General features: G+C 44.5%; 19 protein-coding genes. 9 read left to right on the top strand and 10 right to left on the bottom strand.

Annotation, left to right across the window (positions count from 1 at the left end):
- Positions 1-19 precede the first annotated feature (19 nt).
- The 5 genes from uvrC (at position 20) to JGUZn3_RS07475 (ending at position 4,262) form a co-directional block, all read left to right on the top strand.
- Positions 20-2,032: an excinuclease ABC subunit UvrC gene (gene uvrC, locus JGUZn3_RS07455; RefSeq protein WP_203412935.1), complete on the top strand. Its 2,013-nt coding sequence runs from the start codon at positions 20-22 to the stop codon at positions 2,030-2,032.
- A gap of 131 nt (positions 2,033-2,163) precedes the next feature.
- On the top strand, positions 2,164-2,772 hold the full coding sequence (gene pgsA / locus JGUZn3_RS07460; RefSeq protein ID WP_203412936.1) for a CDP-diacylglycerol--glycerol-3-phosphate 3-phosphatidyltransferase: 609 nt from the start codon (positions 2,164-2,166) through the stop codon (positions 2,770-2,772).
- Between the two features lie 84 nt (positions 2,773-2,856).
- Positions 2,857-3,516: a hypothetical protein gene (locus JGUZn3_RS07465; RefSeq protein ID WP_203412937.1), complete on the top strand. Its 660-nt coding sequence runs from the start codon at positions 2,857-2,859 to the stop codon at positions 3,514-3,516.
- 12 nt (positions 3,517-3,528) lie between these two features.
- On the top strand, positions 3,529-3,792 hold the full coding sequence (gene moaD, locus JGUZn3_RS07470; RefSeq protein WP_203412938.1) for a molybdopterin converting factor subunit 1: 264 nt from the start codon (positions 3,529-3,531) through the stop codon (positions 3,790-3,792).
- On the top strand, positions 3,792-4,262 hold the full coding sequence (locus JGUZn3_RS07475) for a molybdenum cofactor biosynthesis protein MoaE (RefSeq protein ID WP_203412939.1): 471 nt from the start codon (positions 3,792-3,794) through the stop codon (positions 4,260-4,262). Before moaD ends, JGUZn3_RS07475 begins: the two co-directional genes overlap by 1 nt.
- 102 nt (positions 4,263-4,364) lie before the next feature.
- On the opposite strand, the gene JGUZn3_RS07480 is transcribed toward JGUZn3_RS07475, so the two are convergent.
- Positions 4,365-5,648: an adenosylmethionine--8-amino-7-oxononanoate transaminase gene (locus JGUZn3_RS07480; RefSeq protein ID WP_203412940.1), complete on the bottom strand. Its 1,284-nt coding sequence runs from the start codon at positions 5,646-5,648 to the stop codon at positions 4,365-4,367.
- Position 5,649: 1 nt separating this feature from the next.
- Here JGUZn3_RS07480 and JGUZn3_RS07485 point away from each other — a divergent pair, with 1 nt between their 5' ends.
- The 3 genes from JGUZn3_RS07485 (at position 5,650) to bioD (ending at position 9,072) form a co-directional block, all read left to right on the top strand.
- Positions 5,650-6,864, top strand: a complete 1,215-nt coding sequence (locus JGUZn3_RS07485) for an aminotransferase class I/II-fold pyridoxal phosphate-dependent enzyme (protein ID WP_203412941.1) — start codon at positions 5,650-5,652, stop codon at positions 6,862-6,864.
- Positions 6,852-7,583, top strand: a complete 732-nt coding sequence (locus JGUZn3_RS07490) for an alpha/beta hydrolase family protein (RefSeq protein WP_203412942.1) — start codon at positions 6,852-6,854, stop codon at positions 7,581-7,583. Before JGUZn3_RS07485 ends, JGUZn3_RS07490 begins: the two co-directional genes overlap by 13 nt.
- Before the next feature lie 61 nt (positions 7,584-7,644).
- The gene (gene bioD / locus JGUZn3_RS07495; protein ID WP_203412943.1) at positions 7,645-9,072 is read left to right on the top strand and encodes a dethiobiotin synthase; all 1,428 of its coding nucleotides are present in this window, start codon (positions 7,645-7,647) and stop codon (positions 9,070-9,072) included.
- On the opposite strand, the gene mobB is transcribed toward bioD, so the two are convergent.
- The 3 genes from mobB to JGUZn3_RS07510 form a co-directional block, all read right to left on the bottom strand.
- Complete coding sequence (gene mobB, locus JGUZn3_RS07500; protein ID WP_203412944.1) at positions 9,053-9,580, bottom strand: molybdopterin-guanine dinucleotide biosynthesis protein B; 528 nt, start codon at positions 9,578-9,580, stop codon at positions 9,053-9,055. The genes bioD and mobB overlap by 20 nt on opposite strands.
- A gap of 123 nt (positions 9,581-9,703) precedes the next feature.
- Positions 9,704-10,414 carry a transcriptional repressor LexA gene (gene lexA / locus JGUZn3_RS07505; RefSeq protein ID WP_203412945.1) on the bottom strand — a complete coding sequence of 237 codons (711 nt, stop codon included), beginning with the start codon at positions 10,412-10,414 and terminating at the stop codon, positions 9,704-9,706.
- A 127-nt stretch (positions 10,415-10,541) separates the two neighbouring features.
- Positions 10,542-11,762 carry a molybdopterin molybdotransferase MoeA gene (locus JGUZn3_RS07510; protein WP_203412946.1) on the bottom strand — a complete coding sequence of 407 codons (1,221 nt, stop codon included), beginning with the start codon at positions 11,760-11,762 and terminating at the stop codon, positions 10,542-10,544.
- A gap of 191 nt (positions 11,763-11,953) precedes the next feature.
- Between JGUZn3_RS07510 and rpmG the strand changes: the two genes are divergently transcribed.
- A complete protein-coding gene (gene rpmG, locus JGUZn3_RS07515; RefSeq protein ID WP_203412947.1) occupies positions 11,954-12,121 on the top strand; it encodes a 50S ribosomal protein L33 in 168 nt (55 codons plus the stop codon).
- Positions 12,122-12,250: 129 nt separating this feature from the next.
- Here the strand turns inward: rpmG and JGUZn3_RS07520 are convergent, their stop codons facing one another.
- From JGUZn3_RS07520 to tpiA, 6 genes are all read right to left on the bottom strand, one after another.
- Positions 12,251-12,580, bottom strand: coding sequence for an FtsB family cell division protein (locus tag JGUZn3_RS07520; RefSeq protein ID WP_203412948.1), 330 nt, complete (start codon positions 12,578-12,580; stop codon positions 12,251-12,253).
- A gap of 146 nt (positions 12,581-12,726) precedes the next feature.
- On the bottom strand, positions 12,727-14,010 hold the full coding sequence (eno, locus tag JGUZn3_RS07525; RefSeq protein WP_203412949.1) for a phosphopyruvate hydratase: 1,284 nt from the start codon (positions 14,008-14,010) through the stop codon (positions 12,727-12,729).
- Positions 14,011-14,318: 308 nt separating this feature from the next.
- Positions 14,319-15,161 carry a 3-deoxy-8-phosphooctulonate synthase gene (gene kdsA / locus JGUZn3_RS07530; protein ID WP_203412950.1) on the bottom strand — a complete coding sequence of 281 codons (843 nt, stop codon included), beginning with the start codon at positions 15,159-15,161 and terminating at the stop codon, positions 14,319-14,321.
- Positions 15,154-16,788 (bottom strand): CTP synthase, encoded by a 1,635-nt coding sequence (locus tag JGUZn3_RS07535; RefSeq protein WP_203412951.1) that lies wholly within the window; start codon positions 16,786-16,788, stop codon positions 15,154-15,156. Before JGUZn3_RS07535 ends, kdsA begins: the two co-directional genes overlap by 8 nt.
- Positions 16,789-16,903: 115 nt before the next feature.
- On the bottom strand, positions 16,904-17,266 hold the full coding sequence (gene secG / locus JGUZn3_RS07540; RefSeq protein ID WP_203412952.1) for a preprotein translocase subunit SecG: 363 nt from the start codon (positions 17,264-17,266) through the stop codon (positions 16,904-16,906).
- A 114-nt stretch (positions 17,267-17,380) separates the two neighbouring features.
- Positions 17,381-18,136, bottom strand: a complete 756-nt coding sequence (gene tpiA, locus JGUZn3_RS07545) for a triose-phosphate isomerase (RefSeq protein WP_203412953.1) — start codon at positions 18,134-18,136, stop codon at positions 17,381-17,383.
- Between the last annotated feature and the right edge of the window lie 338 nt (positions 18,137-18,474).

The following is an 18,474-nucleotide window of genomic DNA, read 5'->3' on the forward strand; positions in this document are numbered from 1 at the left end:
AAGAATAAATCTAACGGGCATGATGACGGACGAAACAAGAAAAACGGGTGCAGCTGCTATTTTAGAGGCATTAAAAACTATGCCCTTGCAGCCAGGGGTTTACCGTATGCTCGATGAGCACGGGAATGTTTTGTATGTGGGGAAAGCAAACCAACTTAAAAAGCGTGTGACATCTTACACGCAGCCCAATCGTCTCTCAGAGCGTATACAGCGCATGGTGGCGTTGACCTGCAGTGTGGAGATTGTAACCACCCATACTGAAGCCGAGGCCTTACTGCTGGAAGCGAATTTAATTAAAAATTATGCGCCACGGTTTAATATTCTTTTAAGGGACGATAAAACCTACCCTTGGCTTATAATCGGCAACGAAAATTATCCTCGCATTGCTAAATATCGAGGGAAAATTCAAAAAGGCACTTTTTATTGGGGGCCTTTTGCCAGTGCTCGTGCCGTAGACCAAACTTTGAATATTCTCCAGCGTGTATTTGGTTTGCGCACCTGTGAGGATTCAGTATTTTTAACCCGAAAAAGGCCCTGCTTGCTTTATCAAATCAAGCGCTGTTCGGGGCCGTGTGTAGAGCGTATTTCTTACGAGGACTATCAGCTTTCTGTTAAACAGGCCAAAGCTTTTCTGATGGGGAAAGCGCCGGAAGTCCAACGTTTTCTTGTAGAGAAAATGCAGCAGGCGTCTGACAATCTGGACTTTGAAAAAGCAGCAGCCCTTCGTGATCAGATTCAAGCGCTAGCCTATGTGCAAAGCAATGGGGTGGTGAACATGGTCGCTCTTCAGGATGCCGATGTCATTGCCCTTTACTCGGCTGGAGGGCAAAGCTGTGTGCAGGTATTTTTTTTTAGAGGGGGAAGAAATAATGGGAATCGTGCTTTTTTCCCCTCTTACTCTTTTCATGATACGCCAACCGATATTGAGGTTTTAGAGTTTTTTCTTGCCCAGTTTTATGAAGATAAAATACCCCCAGCCCAAATCTTGTTAAGTCATGATCTGTCCCAACACACTGTGCTGGCCGATGCGTTGAAATTAAAGGCTGGAAGCAAGGTCGATCTACTTTTTCCTCAAAGGGGAGAAAAGCGTGCGGTGGTAGAACATGCCCTTACCAATGCCCGTGAGGCGTTAGAGCGTAAAATGGCTGAGCAAGCTTCCCAAAAACAGAATTTGTTGCGGATGAAAGAGGTGTTCCATCTGCCCGCTCTTCCTAAACGTATTGAGGTTTATGATAACAGCCATATAATGGGTACGAATCCTTATGGTGTTATGGTTGTGGCGGGTCCAGAAGGGTTTGAACGCTCAGAGTATCGTAAATTTTCCATCAAAGGGGCTATTGCGCCTGGTGATGATTTTGCAATGATGAGAGAAGTTCTTCATCGTCGTTTTGGCCGAATGAGAAAGGAAAAAAAGGAAAGTTCTGCCTCTGAAAGACCAGTAGGCTTTTCAGCTCATCAAGAGAGAGACGAGGTGGAGGGAAAAGCGACCACGCAGGGAACGGCAGGTCAGGAAGAGACAGGCCAGGAAGAGTCTGAAAAAGAGAGGACGGGGATGGCCGTTCTCCCCGATATATTGTTAATTGATGGGGGAGTAGGGCAGTATTCTGCTGTAAAGACTATATTGGAAGAGCTGGCTATAGAGGGCGTTAGCCTTATAGCGATTGCCAAAGGGGTAGATAGAAATGCAGGGCGTGAATGGTTTCATAGCGAAGGCCAGCCACCCTTTCAGCTTCCTGAGCGCGATAATTTACTCTATTACCTGCAACGATTACGTGATGAGGCTCATCGTTTTGCCATAACCACCCATCGGAGTGGGCGCTCTAAAGCCCTTATTCGCTCGGAGCTGGATGTCATTCCCGGCATTGGCTCTTCTCGTAAGAAGGCGTTGCTTAACCATTTTGGGTCTGTTCGTGCCATTAAACAAGCAGGCCTACAGGATCTGGAGTCTGTGGTGGGAATAAGCCATAACATGGCTCATTCTATTTACGGATATTTTCATCCAGATTGGCAAGAGAACACCAGAAAAAAATAGTTTTGCAATCGGGGTGGAATAATATAGATTTTAGGTATTCCCTGTTATAATAACCCAAAGAAATATTTGTACTGGCGAACATTCATAATATTTACTGTTTTTTACTCATTATGTCAGAAATATAACGCACGATGATAGATCTCCCCAACATTTTGACATTGTCTCGGATCATTGTTATTCCCATGCTGGTTCTCTTGGTGGTATTACGAACCCCAGTGACTGATCTCCTCTCGTGTTTGTTGTTTATTGCCGCTGGTATAACGGATTATCTGGATGGCAAACTGGCGCGGGCTTGGCAGCAACTTTCAGATTTGGGACGTATGCTTGATCCCATTGCCGATAAGTTATTGGTTGGGGTTTGTCTTATGGTTATGGCAGGGTTAGACAGGCTGCCTTATGGCTCGCTCTATCCCGCTATTGTCATACTCTCTCGTGAGATATTGGTAAGTGGATTAAGGGAGTTTTTGGCAGCAACGCGGGTAAGTTTGCCTGTAACAAAATTAGCGAAATGGAAAACTGGTGTGCAAATGACCGCCATAGGCTTTCTGCTAGCAGGAGATGATTCCGCTCAGATGCTCAGCATTGGGTGGCTCCCTGTGAGCATTATCGGAGCACTCTTATTGTGGCTTGCCGCTTTTTTAACGATTATAACAGGATGGGATTATGTCAATACCAGCATCAGGCATGTAAATAAATCACAGCCAGATATTAAAAAAGATGTTTCAAAAGCTATTTTTTAGTTGGCATCTTGTGTTATGTGGCCTTTCTAGGCAGTGTTGCAGTTAAGTTTGAATTTTTAAAGATTAAGCCTCGGGGGGCTCAGTATGCGGAGCTTAGCTCTGTTAGGAGTATGCGTAATTCTCTCTGGATGTTCAGGATTTGGGAAGTTTGTTGGCGATACCGCAACACTTCCTGGCGATAATCCTAACATGCCATCTGGTAACTCAGAAAATCTCTTGAGGGCTCAGGGTGGGGCACCAACAATCATTCCGATTTTGCCACAAGCTGGAGATGTCTGGCCTGGAGAGCCAAAGCCATTGCCAACCTTAAGTGACGTTGCACGCAGTCATGATTCTGGCGGGGCTCTGAGCTTTGAGGAATATTTGCCAAAGGGCACGGTTATCGGTGGGCAGACCGGTAAGCTGCTTCAGGAGGGGGGCAGCCTGCATATCGGCGAAAGTGAAGCCATTAAAAAAGGGGTTATAAAGGATTTCTCAGGGCAGGGACTCCCTCAAACCTTGCCTTCTATGCCGGATAAATTCAAGCCGCAGCAACTGAATGCCCCTATTATTGTTCCTAATGGAGATGGAACGAGTACAGTGATTACCCCTGGAGGCGAAGTCAAAATTATTAAAGATTCTGCTTTACATTCTGAGGAAAATTCGTACAACAAACCCAGTTCTTCTGCATCTGAGGCATCTCCCAAGGCTGCTAGTAGCCAGCCCTCTGATAAAAATGGAAAAGAGATCCCTCATACACCATAAACTGAAAGTAAAATGAGCAACAGTTTACATATTTTGTACTTCGCTTGGTTAAGGGATAAAATTGGGTTGGAGTCAGAATACCTTACTCTTCCTGCTGATATTGAAAATGTTGGGGACTTAATTGGCTGGATGCAAAAACGCGAGCCACCTTTTAGTGAGCTTTTTGATGATGTTTCAACCATCCGTGTTGCCGTGAACCAGACTTTTGCAAAATTGGAAGATGTGGTGAGAGCCGGTGATGAAATTGCGTTTTTCCCACCTGTTACAGGTGGTTAATGCTTAAAATTACCGTTCAGTATGAAGATTTTGATCTCAACCATGAGCAGGCAGAGCTTTTAGAGCGCTGTCAGCATGTCGGTGCCGTTACGGCTTTTACCGGGTTGGTCCGCCAGGATAGGGATGATCGACGAACTGTAAAATCGCTTATTTTACAACATTATCCCGGGATGACAGAAAACCATATGCGAATGGCAGCAGAACAGGCTGTAAAACAGTTTTCCCTTTTAGGATGCACGCTTATTCACAGAGTAGGAGAACTGGGAAGCGGAGATCAGATCGTTCTCGTCCTTACAGTTTCTTCTCACAGAAAGGCCTCACTTTCAGCAACAGAGTTTTTAATAGACTGGCTTAAGACCGAAGTTCCTATCTGGAAAAAACAGGTTTTTACTGATGGGAGTGAACAGTGGGTTGAAGCTCGAAAGAGCGATCACGCTATTACACAAAACTGGAAAGACTCTTTATTTTAATCATAAGATTTTCATAATATGTTTTCTACGCGCATGCTGTCCTAATCTTGGTATGGTTTAATAGAGTGTATAATTTTCTCGCGCTGGGATTTTATTGTAGGCCTATGAATAAAGTTTTTGAAGGGTCTGATAAATACTGCTGCATAAAATAGCCACGTCCTCAGATGAAATGGTAAAAGCTGGGGTAATATACACAATATTCCGAAAGGGCCTAATCCAGACAAAATGGCTGAGGAGCTCTTTTTTTAAGGCAGCCATGTCGGGGATTGTATAGAGCTCTACAACGCCAATGGCGCCCATAACTCTTACATTTTTTACACAGGCTAATTTGGTACAGGCAGAGAGATGTTCTTGCATTTGTTGGCCAATATTACGGACTTCTTCTAGCCTCGGTTGTGTGGCAAATAATGAGAGGGAGGCCAGGGCACAAGCACAGGCCAGAGGATTGCCCATAAAAGTGGGCCCGTGCATGAGGGCATGCTCTGGCTGATCTGACAAGAAGGCCTCATATATTGGTGTGCGGGCAATGGTTGCTGCAAGCCCCATTGTTCCTCCTGTTAGAGCTTTCGAGAGGGTAATGATATCGGGAATAATCTCAGCTTGTTGAAAAGCAAACATGCTTCCCGTGCGACCAAAGCCTGTAAAAACCTCATCACAAATAAGAAGAAGGGCGTATTTTTGGGCGGTTTTGTAAAGGTAGTGAAGTGTTTCGGCCGAATAGAAGATCATGCCACCAGCCCCTTGTACTAAAGGTTCCACAACAATGGCAGCAATAGAGGTATGATTCTGCTCTAAAAAAACGTCAAAATTTTTGCGCTGTTCGGCAGTAACTGGTAGGTCAAGAATGGGTTGTTGAGGGACGATGCCTTTAAATAGTGTGTGCATGCCCTCTTCTGGATCACAGATTGACATGGTATACAGGGTATCGCCATGGTAGCCTCCTTTAAAGCTGAGAATGTGATGGCGACTCTGTTTTTTGTTGAGCCAATACTGAAAGGCCATTTTCATGGCAACCTCTACAGAAACAGACCCTGAATCAGAGAAAAAAACGTGATTGAGATCATGGCCCAATAGGGCAGAAAGCTCGGTAGAAAGTTGAAGGGCTGGTTGATGGACAATACCCCCTAACATAATATGGGGCATGGCGGTGAGCTGGTGCTGGGCAGCTTCCAAAATAACGGGGTGATTGTAGCCGTGGCATGCTGTCCACCATGAGGCAATGCCATCAATAAGGCGTGTCCCATCTTCGAGATAAATATGGCTTCCCTGAGTTTTTTTAGCCATAATAGGCGAAGGAGATGTTTTCATCTGAGTGTAAGGCAGCCATAGATGGTCGGTAAGGGTAGAGATTGAAGGAATTTTGCTTTGCTTTGGGACATGCGTCATTATGACTGGCCTTGAAATTAAACTACGGGAAGCGCTGGAATTATTAGAGAAAAAACATTTAAAGCGTACAGTATATGCCCCCTTTTCCGGTCAAGAAAAGCCGAAAAACTGGATTGATTTTTCTTCAAATGATTATTTAGGTCTCGCTCAGGATGCGTTTTTAAAAGATCGTTCAAAAGAGTGGTTATCACTTTACGGAAGCGGGGTGGGCTCATCGCGCTTGGTGAGTGGTAGTTTAAGTCCATTTTTAGAGGTTGAGCGTGTTTTGGCGCATTTCCACGGGAAAGAACGGGCCTTGGTGTTTGCCTCTGGTTGGCAGTGTAACGTGGCAGCTCTTTCTTGTATAATAAATTTTGCCCGTGAGACTTACTTGGAAGAACCCCTTGTTTTTACCGATCGGCTTAACCATGCTAGCTTACATTATGGATGTGCTCTTGGCGGAGCGAGACAGATTCGTTTTCGGCACAATGACTTGAATCATCTTAAGGAGCGTTTGCAGTCCTGCCAGCATAAAAAAGGTCAGCGCTTTATTGTTACTGAAAGTGTTTTTAGTATGGATGGCGATCAGGTGGATATTGATAGCCTCTTAGAGTTGGCTCAGCAATTTTCTGCCTTTGTCTATGTGGATGAGGCCCATGCCTGTGGCCTTTACGGGCCTGAAGGCAGGGGGTTTTCCTATGGCAAGCCTGGATGTGCAGTGGTTATGGGCACATTGAGCAAGGCTTTTGGAGGTTTTGGTGGTTATGTTGCAACCTCTGCAGCACTGTGTGAGTGGCTGGTTAATAAAAGTTCAGGCTTTATCCATACAACGGCATTACCGCCTGCTGTTTGGGGGGCTTTAAGTGCAGCCTTGGAAAAAATTCCTTCCATGCGGTATGAACGGCAGGAGCTTGTGGAAAAGGCCCAGTTTGTAAGGCAAAAATTTAGAGCTATGGGTTTGAATATCGCGCAGAGTACAACTCATATTATTCCGGTTATTTTTTCATCCAGTGCTCAGGCGCTTCGAGTGGCTGAATGTTTAAAAACCTATGGTATTTATACGGTAGCCATACGTCCACCGACTGTTCCTGTAGGGCAAAGCCGTATTCGTTTTACGCTTTGCGCCTTTCATCAATGGAAGGATATAGAAATATTGTGCCAAGCGATGGCAGAAATCATTTCTGAGCTCCAGATTGAAGAGGGCGCTGAAGAGAGAAGTAGCAGATGGAAACTGTAAAACCGGTTCTCGCCTTTGCTCCTGGGTGGAGCTATCAGTCTGATCTATGGTCAGCTACAAAAGCCCATCTTGATGGATATGAGAAGTATATGTTTGAGCTTTTCTCTGTAGAAGAGAAAACAGTCCCGGTTTTTGGATCAGCCGAAAAATTAATTTTTTCTCTTCTGAAAAGGACTGAACCGCTTATTCTGGTGGGGCATTCTTTTGGAAGCTTATGGTGTTTAAGGCAGTTTTTTCACTTTATAAAGAAAAATAATCAGGCGGAAGTAATGCAGCATGTCTCTTTTGCGCTGATTAATGGGTTTAGCTGTTTTAAGCGCCGGGAAGATTTTAAAGAAGGAATTGCTGGTGATCAAATTGAGCCAATGGTGAAGCAGATTTCTCAAAAACCATTAAGCGTTGTTAAGGCTTTTCGCCGAAAAATAGAAGATTATACGCCTCTACCGCAGCACTTTCATATTACAGCCCTTCAGCTGGGGCTCACCTACCTCCAGACAGAAGATTACCGTAAGAGCCTACCGATGATTTTGCCGCGTGTTTCTGTTCTAGCAGGAAGGCAAGATCGTCTGGTGAATGAAGAGATGACAAGTAAGCTTTTCCCAAAAGAGTGTATCCAATGGGTGTCGGAAGGGGGGCACATGCTCCCTATAACCCATCCCCAAATCTGTGCTGACTTTATTCGAAAGGGATTTAAGCAGGCACATTTAAGCAGGCAATAGATGGATAAGATTCTTAGAGCTTTTGTCTTCTTTAATATAGGGAATAGTGAAGGTTAGAGGCATGGTCTTTAATGAGCATAAACGAAAAATCCAGTCTCATTTTTCTCATGCGCATCATTATGAAAAATATGCCCTTGTGCAAAAAACCGTAGCCCAACGGCTGATGGGTCATATTCTCAATCGTTATACCATGTTGGGGTTACCTCCACCGAAACGGATTTTAGAAATTGGATGTGGGAGCGGTTTTTTAACACAGCTTTTAAAAATAAATTTTCCTGATTCCTTTTGTATTTCAGTTGATTTAAGTGAAGAAATGATTCTTCGTGCGAGGGAAAATCATAACGGTTCCCAGATTGCCTTTGCAGTTATGGATGGAGAAAATTTAGCCCTTTCCGGCTCATTTGATTTGGTGTGTAGCAGTTTGTGTATGCAATGGTTTGTGAGCCGGAAAGCTGCACTAGAAAGGCTGTATGAATATTTAGCTCCGGGAGGATTGTTCATGGCCAGTACTTTAGCTGCTGGAACCTTTGAGGAGTGGCGGGAAAGTTGTAACCAGATGGGTGTGGCCTGTGCGGTACCCTTCTATCCTTCTATAGATCAACTGAATGCAGAACGCCCCAGGAGCGGCCATGGCTTGTGGTCTAGTGAAACTCTTATTGAGCCCGTAGACAATGCATGGGCATTTTTACAAGCTTTAAAAGCGATTGGTGCACATACGGCCCCAGCGGGGTATAGGGCTGTATCTTCCTCTTCATTACGTCGTGTTATGTATTATTTCGATCAGCATTACTCTTATCTCTCTTATGCTGTTGCTTATGGTTGGTTTCGAAAAGCGCCCTGTCAGGGGGTTTTTGTAACAGGCACTGATACAGCGATAGGAAAAACGGTTGTTTCAGCAGCGTTGGTGCAGGCCTGGCAAGCTCTCTATTGGAAGCCCTTTCAAACAGGGGTTGCGGAAGAAAAGCCCGATCATGCAATCATAACCTCTCTGGTAAGACGAAAAGACGGGAAACTTCCCAAAATCTTACCAAGTTTGCTCGTTCTTTCGGCAGCACTTTCTCCTTTTGAGGCCATGTTACGTGAACAAAAAAGCTATAGTTTTGAAGATTTTCATTTAACGCCATCCTGTAAGGCAGATGATGTGCTTGTTATAGAAGGAGCTGGTGGTGTTATGGTACCTCTTACTGCTCATACCCTTCTCCGTGACGCCATTTTAAAAATAGGCTTGCCCGTTATTCTCGTTGTGCGAAGTGGCTTAGGAACCCTTAATCATACTCTTTTAAGTGTGGAAAGCTTAAAAAATGTTGGTATTGCCATTGCTGGTATTGTTATGAATGGGAAACCCCAGCCGCATAATCGTAAAGCCATAGAGGAAAGAACTGGGGTGCCGATTATTGCCGAACTAGACTGGTTAGAAGAAGGCATAACCCCACAGACTATTCTAGCCATGAGCCAGGCTTTACCTGCTTTTAACGTACTTGTTCAATAGGAATAGCGCGGTGGGTAATAAAGGTTGCTATGGAGGGAATATCATCAAGGTTAAGTGCAGTGATATGAGAGGGGAAGTTAAAACTCTCAAGAGTGGCAACCCCGCATATGGATGGAAGATTGGGGTAGAGAAAAGGCTTTTGAAGTGCTGCTCGGTGGATTTCAAGGGCAACAGGCAGCAGGGACTTAAACCCCTCAACGAGGATGAGATCAACGTTAGACATCTGCTTCAGCAGCTGTGAAAAGGAGGGTTTTTCTGATGGGTCGGAGGTGTTTTCATGCATCAAGGCCCAACGTTTATCTGAAGCAATCATCACTTCAGTAGCCCCCGCCTCCCGATGTAAGTAAGAATCCTTTCCTTTCTGGTCAATATCAAACCCATGGTGGGCATGTTTTAAAGTAGAAATGGAAAGGGACATATTGTGCTTGAGATAAGGGATCACTTTGGTTAATAGGGTTGTCTTTCCCGCTCCACTCCAGCCCGCAATGCCCATAATATGTGTTGTCATGTTTTTTGAGTTCAAAAATAGGAAAGTGCTTTTCTCAATAGACCCATAGAGGTTGGTAATAGAAAAAGAGTGGTCATGATAAGCAGTAAAAACGAAAAAGTTAACTCTTAAGTGATAACCAGTTCAGTAGTGGCGAATTAAACTGACGAGCACCCCTTGAACCTGAATTTTTTCTACAGGAAAGAGACGCGTTTCATAAGCCGGATTCGCAGGTTTTAGGGCAACAACATTTCCCCGTTGATACCATTCCTTTAAGGTTACTTCCTCACTTTCAATAAGGGCTACAACAATTTGCCCATTTTCTGCTTGCTCAGCTTTGCGAAGAATAATGGTATCTCCTTCTAAAATACCGGCCTCTTTCATAGAATCTCCTGTCACGGTTAAAGCGTAGTGCTCACCTTGAGTAATAAGGGAACTAGGAACTTCTATGGTGTTTTCTGGATCAGGCAGGCTTTCTATAGGTAGGCCTGCTGCAATATACCCATAGAGTGGGAGTAAAGTGGTATCAGAAGAGTGCTGTGTTACCCCGCGTGAGGAAGGGGAAGAGGGCATTCGTTGAGGTGTGCTATCATGTGTAGCAGTCCTGTTGGGATAAAAGGGGTTTTCGGTAGAGACATAGTTATCGGGCAGCTTGATCACTTCTAGAGCACGGGCTCGGTGATGCCGCCGTTTTAGGAAACCCCGCTCCTCCAAACCAGAGATAAGACGGTGGATTCCCGATTTGGAACGAAGAGCCAGGGCTTCTTTCATTTCATCAAAAGAAGGGGAGAACCCCGTTTTTTGTAAATAGGTATGGATGTACAATAAAAGCCTGTATTGCTGAGGAGTCAGCATGGTATGGCATCTTTCTTAAAAATAAGCCGTAAGAGGCATTCATTACAATAAATATTCTTTATATGTTCTTTATAAGTTCATACTATGTTTGTCAAGAATGGAAATATGCAACATAATGAATTTTAGTTTATAAATGAAGACGTGTCAGATCAATCAGTGAACATGCACTACCGGCTTTTATAGGGGCATGATGGGGATAATGTAAAAACAGAGCGTTACTTTTTTTTAAAACATTCATTAATGAAGAGTCTTGATTTTTAAAAGGGGTAAACAAGTGGCCATTCTGGGGGCTAATATCGAGCTGGGAGCGGATATGCAAAAGGAAAGAGGTATTATTTGCGGGCCAATCCACTGTTATTACACCCTGCTCAATAAGGGGTTCTAGCCCGCTTTTTTGCCCTGTGATGAAGGACAAGGCCGGTAAAACAAAAAGAACTGAGCATACAAAGGCAGAAACAGGGTTACCCGGCAAGCCAATAACGGGTACGCTGCCTATGTTTCCAGCGAAAAGGGGTTTTCCAGGGCGCATGGCAATTCTCCAGAATTCAATGTGCCCTCCTGCTTTTTCCAAGGCTGTTTTAACCAGATCATAAGTGCCCACACTGGCCCCTCCTAGGGTGAGGAGTAGATCAAGTCTGTTTTGTTGTTTCAGCAAAGCAATAAGGTCTTCTTCCTTATCCTGCAGGGGCGTTAGCATGACGGGCTCTCCTCCTGCTGCAGAGATAAGAGAGGCGATCATAGGAAGGTTGGAGTTTATGATATGCCCGGCTGAAAGGGGGGCTCCTGGCATGGCCAGCTCATTTCCTGAGGTAAGAATTCCCACTCGGGGTTTAACGGAAACTTCTATCCATGGGTTATTTCCTCCAGCGGCTAGGGCAATATGGCGTGGCGTTAAGAGTTCCCCTTTTTCGATGAGAAGGTCATGAAGTTTAAAATCCATACCTTGTGGGCGTATAAATTGCCCACTTTGGCTATTTTCTTCATGAAACTGCACAGTTTTTTTATCTTCAGACAGCTCAGCATTTTCCTGCATAATCACACAGTTACATTCGTGGGAGAGAAAGCTGCCTGTAAAAACCCTAACGCATTGTCCTGCCTGCAAGGTTTTAGAAAAAATGGAACCAGCAGGAATGCTGCCTACAATTTCAAAATGATTGTAATGATCCTTATCCTTGTATCTGATGGCATACCCATCCATAGAAGAAGTATGGGCTGGTGGGTGTGTGAGATTGGCATAAATATTTTGAGCCGTTATACGCTGCCCTGCCATGGTTATTGGGATAAGCTCAGTTGTGACAGGGGTAAGAAGATCAAAAATTTTTTGACGTGCTTCTGCAACGCTAAGCATGAGGCTACCTTTAGAAGAAAGAAATTTTATTGACTGAAAATTTTTAGGATGGCAAGGAACAAAACCAATTTTACTTAAAATGCGGTTCCTGAAGAATAAGAGACTTAAAGACTTGATATATTGAACATATTTATGTAAACGTCAAAACAATAATAGTTACCAGACATGTTGGAATAGGTGTTGAGGATCGGATGGCTAAAGCAAATACTATTTTAATCAAGCTTGTTTCAAGCGAAGATACTGGCTATTTCTATGTAACAAAGAAAAATGCCCGCACGAAAACCGAGAAAATGGAAATGCGTAAATACGACCCAGTTGCACGCAAACATGTTATGTTTCGTGAGGCAAAAATTAAGTAATTTTTGTTGAAATCTAGGTTGTGCAAAAAACAGGCTTTTCAGGCCTGTTTTTTTATAGCCAATTTGAGGAAGAGAAGGCTTATTCGATCTCACCATTCTTCTGGAAATCAAAGAGAAAAGGAGGATTGATTAGAAGAGATGATCGTTTTGGCTATAAGGGATGACCAGATCGTTGCTATTAGCAAGGCTTAACATCGCCCTTGCCCTTTCATCGAGTATATCCTTATCCAGACCGTTTTCTTTTAACCCTTTAATACGTTTAGCCCATGCCTGTTGTTCAGAAAGCGCATCCTTGCGGGCTTGCTTGGCCTTTTCCAGAAGTTTAAGCTGGTTTTGGTAGCTTTTTATTCCATGCTCTCCCTGTATGGCATTCCAGCTGAAATAAGCTGTTAGGCCAATAAACAGACAAGGCGGAATAATAGCTTTGATGAGCTTTTTAATCGCACGACCAAGACCCATAGAATTTGCCTTACTTATGATAAAGAAAGAGATTTCTTATTCTGATATAAAAAAGAATAAAAAACAACCATAATAGTTACACCTCCCCCTATACCACTCTTGCGAATGGTATAGGGGTATAAACTCTTCTAAATAAAAGGGGAGTTTTACTTGGCTTTCCGCAGGATAGAGCGGCCAGCAAATCTGGCCTCTGTGCCAAGTTCCTCTTCAATACGGATGAGCTGGTTGTATTTGGCAATACGGTCAGAGCGAGACATTGAACCTGTTTTGATTTGTCCACTATTAAAGGCCACAGCAAGATCTGCTATGGTAGCATCTTCAGTTTCGCCAGAACGGTGGCTTACAACCGTTGTATAGCCTGCTCTATGAGCCATTTCTACAGCACGGTTTGTTTCTGTTAATGTGCCAATTTGGTTGACTTTAACCAAAAGGGAATTAGCAACATTCTGATCAATTCCGCGCTGTAGTCTTTCAGGGTTGGTGACGAATAAATCATCCCCAACAAGCTGAATTTTATTCCCCAGCCTTTGTGTAAGTTCAGCCCAACCTTCCCAGTCATCTTCTGCTAAACCATCTTCAATAGAAATGATGGGGAAACGTTTGGTGAGGTTATCAAGGTAAGCCACCATTTCGCTGGAGGAGAGGCTTTTTCCTTCTCCCTCAAGAACGTATTTGCCGTTTTTGTAGAATTCTGTAGAAGCAGCATCAATAGCAATGGCAATGTCATCGCCTGGGCGATAGCCGGCATTTTCTATGGCTTTAACAACATAGAACAGTGCTTCGTCGGTGGATTTAAGGGCAGGGGCAAACCCTCCTTCATCTCCAACATTGGTATTCAGGCCAGCTTCATGGAGCGCTTTTTTCAGGGTGTGGAAAACTTCGGCTCCCATTCTTACGGCTTCGGCAAGATTGGCTGCACCGAGCGGTTGGATCATGAATTCCTGAAAATCAATAGGGTTGTCAGCATGTTGACCGCCGTTGACAATATTCATCATCGGTACCGGCAGAACATGGGCATATGTCCCCCCAACATAGCGATAAAGCGGCAGGCCAAGCTCTTCTGCTGCGGCTTTGGCCGTTGCTAGGGAGACACCCAATATGGCATTGGCCCCTAACCGGCTTTTATTAGGTGTCCCGTCAAGGTCAATCATGGCTTGATCGATGGTAATTTGATTTAAGGCCTCTTCTCCAAGTAATGCCTCACGGATATCTTTTCTGACGTGGTCTACGGCTTTTAGAACACTTTTTCCGCCAAAGTGGTTTTTATCTCCGTCACGCAGCTCAACGGCTTCATGGGCACCTGTTGAAGCCCCAGATGGAACAGCAACACGGCCCAACGCACCAGAGGCGAGCTCAACTTCTACTTCCACTGTGGGGTTTCCGCGGCTATCCAATATTTGGCGGGCAATAATATCAATAATGGCACTCATGGGTATCTATCCTTTCAAAGAATAAATTCATTAAATAAAAGCTATTTTTTCAGATTGGGCCACACTCTTAAAAAAGTCTGTACAAAAAGCCCGGAACCTGAAAAAGGTAAAATGGAGCACAAAAAACAGAGCCGATCCAGAATACTGAAAAATCCATGGCTCTTGCCAACAAGGGAATTGATTGTAGGCAGAAAAGCCTGAAACCTGACTTTGTTTAAAGTGAGATGCTTATAAAACCTCCTGAAAAAGGGGGCAGCGAGGTGAGAAAAAAGGGAACTATTTGCTAATTATCATTTCTCGGAGTGATGTTAGGCAAAAAACAGAGATTTAACAAGAGTATCTATCTCTTTGAGGGAAGATAAAATATTTTTCATCTCTTTAAGCGGAATCATGTTAGGGCCATCACTAGGGGCGTGGTCTGGGTCTTGATGGGTTTCAATAAATAGACCAGCCACACCAGTGGCTAAGGCAGCTCGTGCCAAAATAGGGGCAAATTCTCGTTGCCCTCCAGAAGAAGACCCAAGCCCACCAGGTTGTTGGACTGAATGCGTGGCATCGTAAATAACAGGATAGCCCGTTTGGGCCATAATTGGTAAGCCGCGCATATCATTAATGAGGGTATTATAACCAAAAGAGGTTCCACGCTCACAAAGGAGAATATTATGGTTCCCGGTGCTGGAAATTTTTTCTGCAACGTTTTTCATATCCCACGGGGCAAGGAACTGCCCCTTTTTAACGTTGATAACGGACCCTGTTTGACCCGCAGCAATCAGCAAGTCGGTCTGACGGCATAAAAAGGCAGGAATTTGTAAAACGTCAACGGCATGGGCTGCAGGTTGGCATTGTTCAGGATGATGGACATCCGTAAGGGTGGGAATATCGTAGGAAGAGCGAACATCAGCGAGAATATCAAGGCCTTTTTCCATTCCCACCCCACGTGCGGTGGCCACACTCGTGCGGTTAGCCTTATCGAATGAACTTTTATAGATAAGACCTATATTGAGCTCTGAGCAGATTTCCTTTAGTGCCAGAGCCATTTCATGGGCATGGGCACGAGATTCAATCTGGCAGGGCCCGGCAATCAGAACAAAATTTTTATGATTAGCAAGGGGAATGCTACCGACGGAAACTGTTTTGTAGAGGTTAGTCATGCGATGCCGCTTTTTGAATGGCAGCTTGAATAAAGCTGGAAAAGAGTGGATGAGGCGCAAAAGGCTTAGAGAGAAGTTCGGGATGGTATTGTACACCAATAAACCAGGGATGGTTTTTATACTCTATCGTTTCTGGCAAAACATCGTCTGGTGACATGCCGGACATAACCAAACCACACTCTTCAAGCTGTTTTCTGTAATGTACATTGACTTCATAACGGTGACGGTGACGTTCACGGATTTTTGTGGCCTGATAAATGGCAGCAATTTGACTATCGGGTTTCAAGTTAGCGGGGTAAGCTCCCAACCGCATCGTACCTCCCAAATCTCCACCTTCGCTACGGCGCATAAGCTCGCTGCCATAGGCCCACTCAGTCATAAGGCCTACCACAGGGGTTTCCGTGGGGCCAAATTCAGAAGAGGAGGCTGTTGGAAGGTTGGCGAGGTTACGAGCGGCTTCAATAACCGCCATTTGCATGCCAAAACAGATGCCCAGAAAAGGAACCTTGTTTTCACGGGCATATTGAATGGCTCTTATTTTCCCTTCTGAACCTCGTTCTCCAAAGCCTCCGGGTACTAAAATGGCATGAACTGAGGAAAGATGGGGGGCAATAGTGTTGTTCTCCTCAAGATCCTGAGCATCAAACCAGCGTATTTTTACCCGGGTTTTATTGGCAATGCCACCGTGGAGTAAAGCTTCCGTGAGGGATTTATAACTATCCTGCAGGGCTGTGTATTTCCCTACGATGCCGATGGTCACTTCTCCATTGGGTTTTCTGATGGCGTTTACTGCATTGTGCCATTGTTCTAAGTCTGGGGTATTTTCGTAAGGCAGATCAAAATGCTTCAGAACCTCGGTATCAAGTCCTTCCTCATGATAAGAAATGGGGCAGGCATAGATTGTATCGACATCCAGGGCAGGGATAACAGCTTCTGGTTTGACATTACAGAAATTAGCAATTTTTTTTCGTTCATTAGGAGGAATAAAACGGTCTGAACGACAAAGCAGTATCTGCGGTTGAATACCCACATTTTGAAGCTCTTTTACAGAATGTTGGGTCGGCTTTGTCTTGAGTTCGCCGGCAGAGGCAATCCACGGCACAAGAGTAAGGTGGATAAACAAGGTATTGTTGGTGCCAAGGTCATTTCGTAGCTGGCGGATGGCCTCCAGAAAGGGCAGGCTTTCAATGTCGCCAACAGTGCCACCAATTTCAATAATGGCGAAGTCAATATTTTCTGTATCGGCGACAATGGTTGCTTTTATGGCATCGGTAATATGGGGAATGACCTGAACTGTGGCCCCAAGATAATCTCCCCGACGTTCCCGTGCTATAACTTCAGAGTAGATGCGCCCTGTCGTAGCGTTGTCCAGTTTTGTGGTATGGACACCCGTAAAACGTTCGTAATGTCCGAGATCAAGGTCTGTCTCTGCGCCGTCATCTGTAACGAAGACTTCTCCATGTTGGTAGGGACTCATAGTGCCGGGATCAACATTTAGGTAGGGGTCTAGTTTTCGTATGCGGATTCTATAGCCACGTGCCTGAAGCAACGCAGCAAGGGCTGCGGCGGCGATCCCTTTCCCAAGAGAGGATACAACACCACCTGTAATGAAAATAAACCTTGTCATGAAGGGCTTTCTACACTGTTTTTACCCCAGGAAGGGGAAGAGTAAGTTTTAATACAATGTTATAGGGTTATGAAGTTATAGGGTTATGAGGTTTTGGAATTGGGCTGTTGAAGAATTACTTATGAGGAGGTTGTTGCTGTGGCAATTGTGTGTGCGGGGCAGCAGCGGGTGCAGGTGGCTGATTGGGTAAGGGCGCAGGAAGGGCAGGGAGGTCAGGATGGGCCAAAACATCATGATTGCCACCATGGATTCCTCCCTTATTAACAATGGCTAACGCGAGGGAGAGAATCATAAAAAGGGCTGCCAGAATAGCTGTTGAGCGGGTGAGAAGGTTGGCAGTTCCACGGCCCGTCATGAAGGATCCTAGCCCTTGGCCTGAGCCGATTCCTAACCCTCCTCCTTCACTGCGTTGAATAAGGACAACGGCAATAAGGCTTAGGGTTACAAGCAGGTGCAAAATCAGGAGAAAAGTAATCATGTTATATCCAGAAACCGAAAGGAACCTTATGGCAAGACAGAGAATGGCAAGACAAAGAATCTCTTAAAGGTGGTGCAAAAATAAAGGTAAGGCGAAAAAATGGAGCAGATTTTCTCATTCCTGATTTTCAACCACAGATGAGCGTATAATAGCAAGGAATTTTTCAGCAGAAAGGCTTGCAGAACCAATCAAGACCCCATTCACCCCTTCCAGAGAGAGAATAGATTCGGCATTATCAGGGTTAACTGAGCCACCATAAAGAATTCTAATTCCTTCTGCAGTGGTACGATTAAAGCGTTTTGCAAGCTCTTTACGGATAATTTGCATCATACTAGAGATTTCTTGCAAAGAGGCACTCATGCCCCCATGGATGGCCCAAATGGGTTCATAGGCCACAATGCCATTAAAATCATCGGGAAGGCCTTCGTTGATTTGTTTTTTTACGGAATCCCTATAAGCGCCGGTTCTGCGCTCTATTTCTGTCTCACCCACGCAGACGATGGGAATAAGCCCCCAGTCTTGGGCTTGGACAGTTTTGGTCTGCACAATGGCATCTGTTTCATGGTGGATTTCTCGACGTTCAGAATGGCCAATAATAACATATTGGGCACCGATATCCTTAAGCATTTCTGCAGAAATGTCGCCTGTGTGTGTGACCAGGTCATCGGCTTGGCAATCTTGGCCACCCAAGGCAATCTGGCTGCCATGGATCAGAGAAGCGACATTTGAAAGCTGGGTGGCTGGTGGGCAGATCACAATATCTGCCTGCGGGGAAAACTGTTTTAAGCCAGAAAGAAGCTTGGTGACAAGGTCTTTTACCTGATAAGTCAGGCCAAACATTTTCCAGTTTCCGATAATAATCTGTTTCATCTGCTTTCCATAAGCGGTTTTGAATGAATGTATACCATTCTTTCCTAAAATCAAGAAAGCCCAGGTTTATTAAAGCCCAGGTTCAGTATGGTTTAATAAAAATGAACGATATCAAAGCATTCGATAAAATGAAGTTTCACTAAAATATATTCAAATAACGCCGCGAAAGCGTAGGAGCTTACCAGAAAATCACAAGACAAAATACTGTGAAGGCCACACAGGTGTAAAAATGGGAAGCTCCATTTTCTTTTGCTGATAGGAATGACCCCGAAATGTGCAGGCAGAGTGCTTGATGGGCAAGAAAAAAATCAATGGGTCAAGAGAATAAAATAGGTATA

The organism is Entomobacter blattae, from assembly GCF_014672835.1.
Lineage (GTDB): Bacteria > Pseudomonadota > Alphaproteobacteria > Acetobacterales > Acetobacteraceae > Entomobacter > Entomobacter blattae.

What these genes read in the sequence shown, in the direction of transcription:
- uvrC (WP_203412935.1), top strand. Translation starts at nt 20, where the DNA reads ATGATGACGGACGAAACAAGAAAAACGGGTGCAGCTGCTATTTTAGAG.
- pgsA (WP_203412936.1), top strand. Translation starts at nt 2,164, where the DNA reads ATGATAGATCTCCCCAACATTTTGACATTGTCTCGGATCATTGTTATT.
- JGUZn3_RS07465 (WP_203412937.1), top strand. Translation starts at nt 2,857, where the DNA reads ATGCGGAGCTTAGCTCTGTTAGGAGTATGCGTAATTCTCTCTGGATGT.
- moaD (WP_203412938.1), top strand. Translation starts at nt 3,529, where the DNA reads ATGAGCAACAGTTTACATATTTTGTACTTCGCTTGGTTAAGGGATAAA.
- JGUZn3_RS07475 (WP_203412939.1), top strand. Translation starts at nt 3,792, where the DNA reads ATGCTTAAAATTACCGTTCAGTATGAAGATTTTGATCTCAACCATGAG.
- JGUZn3_RS07480 (WP_203412940.1), bottom strand. Translation starts at nt 5,648, where the DNA reads ATGACGCATGTCCCAAAGCAAAGCAAAATTCCTTCAATCTCTACCCTT.
- JGUZn3_RS07485 (WP_203412941.1), top strand. Translation starts at nt 5,650, where the DNA reads ATGACTGGCCTTGAAATTAAACTACGGGAAGCGCTGGAATTATTAGAG.
- JGUZn3_RS07490 (WP_203412942.1), top strand. Translation starts at nt 6,852, where the DNA reads ATGGAAACTGTAAAACCGGTTCTCGCCTTTGCTCCTGGGTGGAGCTAT.
- bioD (WP_203412943.1), top strand. Translation starts at nt 7,645, where the DNA reads ATGGTCTTTAATGAGCATAAACGAAAAATCCAGTCTCATTTTTCTCAT.
- mobB (WP_203412944.1), bottom strand. Translation starts at nt 9,580, where the DNA reads ATGACAACACATATTATGGGCATTGCGGGCTGGAGTGGAGCGGGAAAG.
- lexA (WP_203412945.1), bottom strand. Translation starts at nt 10,414, where the DNA reads ATGCTGACTCCTCAGCAATACAGGCTTTTATTGTACATCCATACCTAT.
- JGUZn3_RS07510 (WP_203412946.1), bottom strand. Translation starts at nt 11,762, where the DNA reads ATGCTTAGCGTTGCAGAAGCACGTCAAAAAATTTTTGATCTTCTTACC.
- rpmG (WP_203412947.1), top strand. Translation starts at nt 11,954, where the DNA reads ATGGCTAAAGCAAATACTATTTTAATCAAGCTTGTTTCAAGCGAAGAT.
- JGUZn3_RS07520 (WP_203412948.1), bottom strand. Translation starts at nt 12,580, where the DNA reads ATGGGTCTTGGTCGTGCGATTAAAAAGCTCATCAAAGCTATTATTCCG.
- eno (WP_203412949.1), bottom strand. Translation starts at nt 14,010, where the DNA reads ATGAGTGCCATTATTGATATTATTGCCCGCCAAATATTGGATAGCCGC.
- kdsA (WP_203412950.1), bottom strand. Translation starts at nt 15,161, where the DNA reads ATGACTAACCTCTACAAAACAGTTTCCGTCGGTAGCATTCCCCTTGCT.
- JGUZn3_RS07535 (WP_203412951.1), bottom strand. Translation starts at nt 16,788, where the DNA reads ATGACAAGGTTTATTTTCATTACAGGTGGTGTTGTATCCTCTCTTGGG.
- secG (WP_203412952.1), bottom strand. Translation starts at nt 17,266, where the DNA reads ATGATTACTTTTCTCCTGATTTTGCACCTGCTTGTAACCCTAAGCCTT.
- tpiA (WP_203412953.1), bottom strand. Translation starts at nt 18,136, where the DNA reads ATGAAACAGATTATTATCGGAAACTGGAAAATGTTTGGCCTGACTTAT.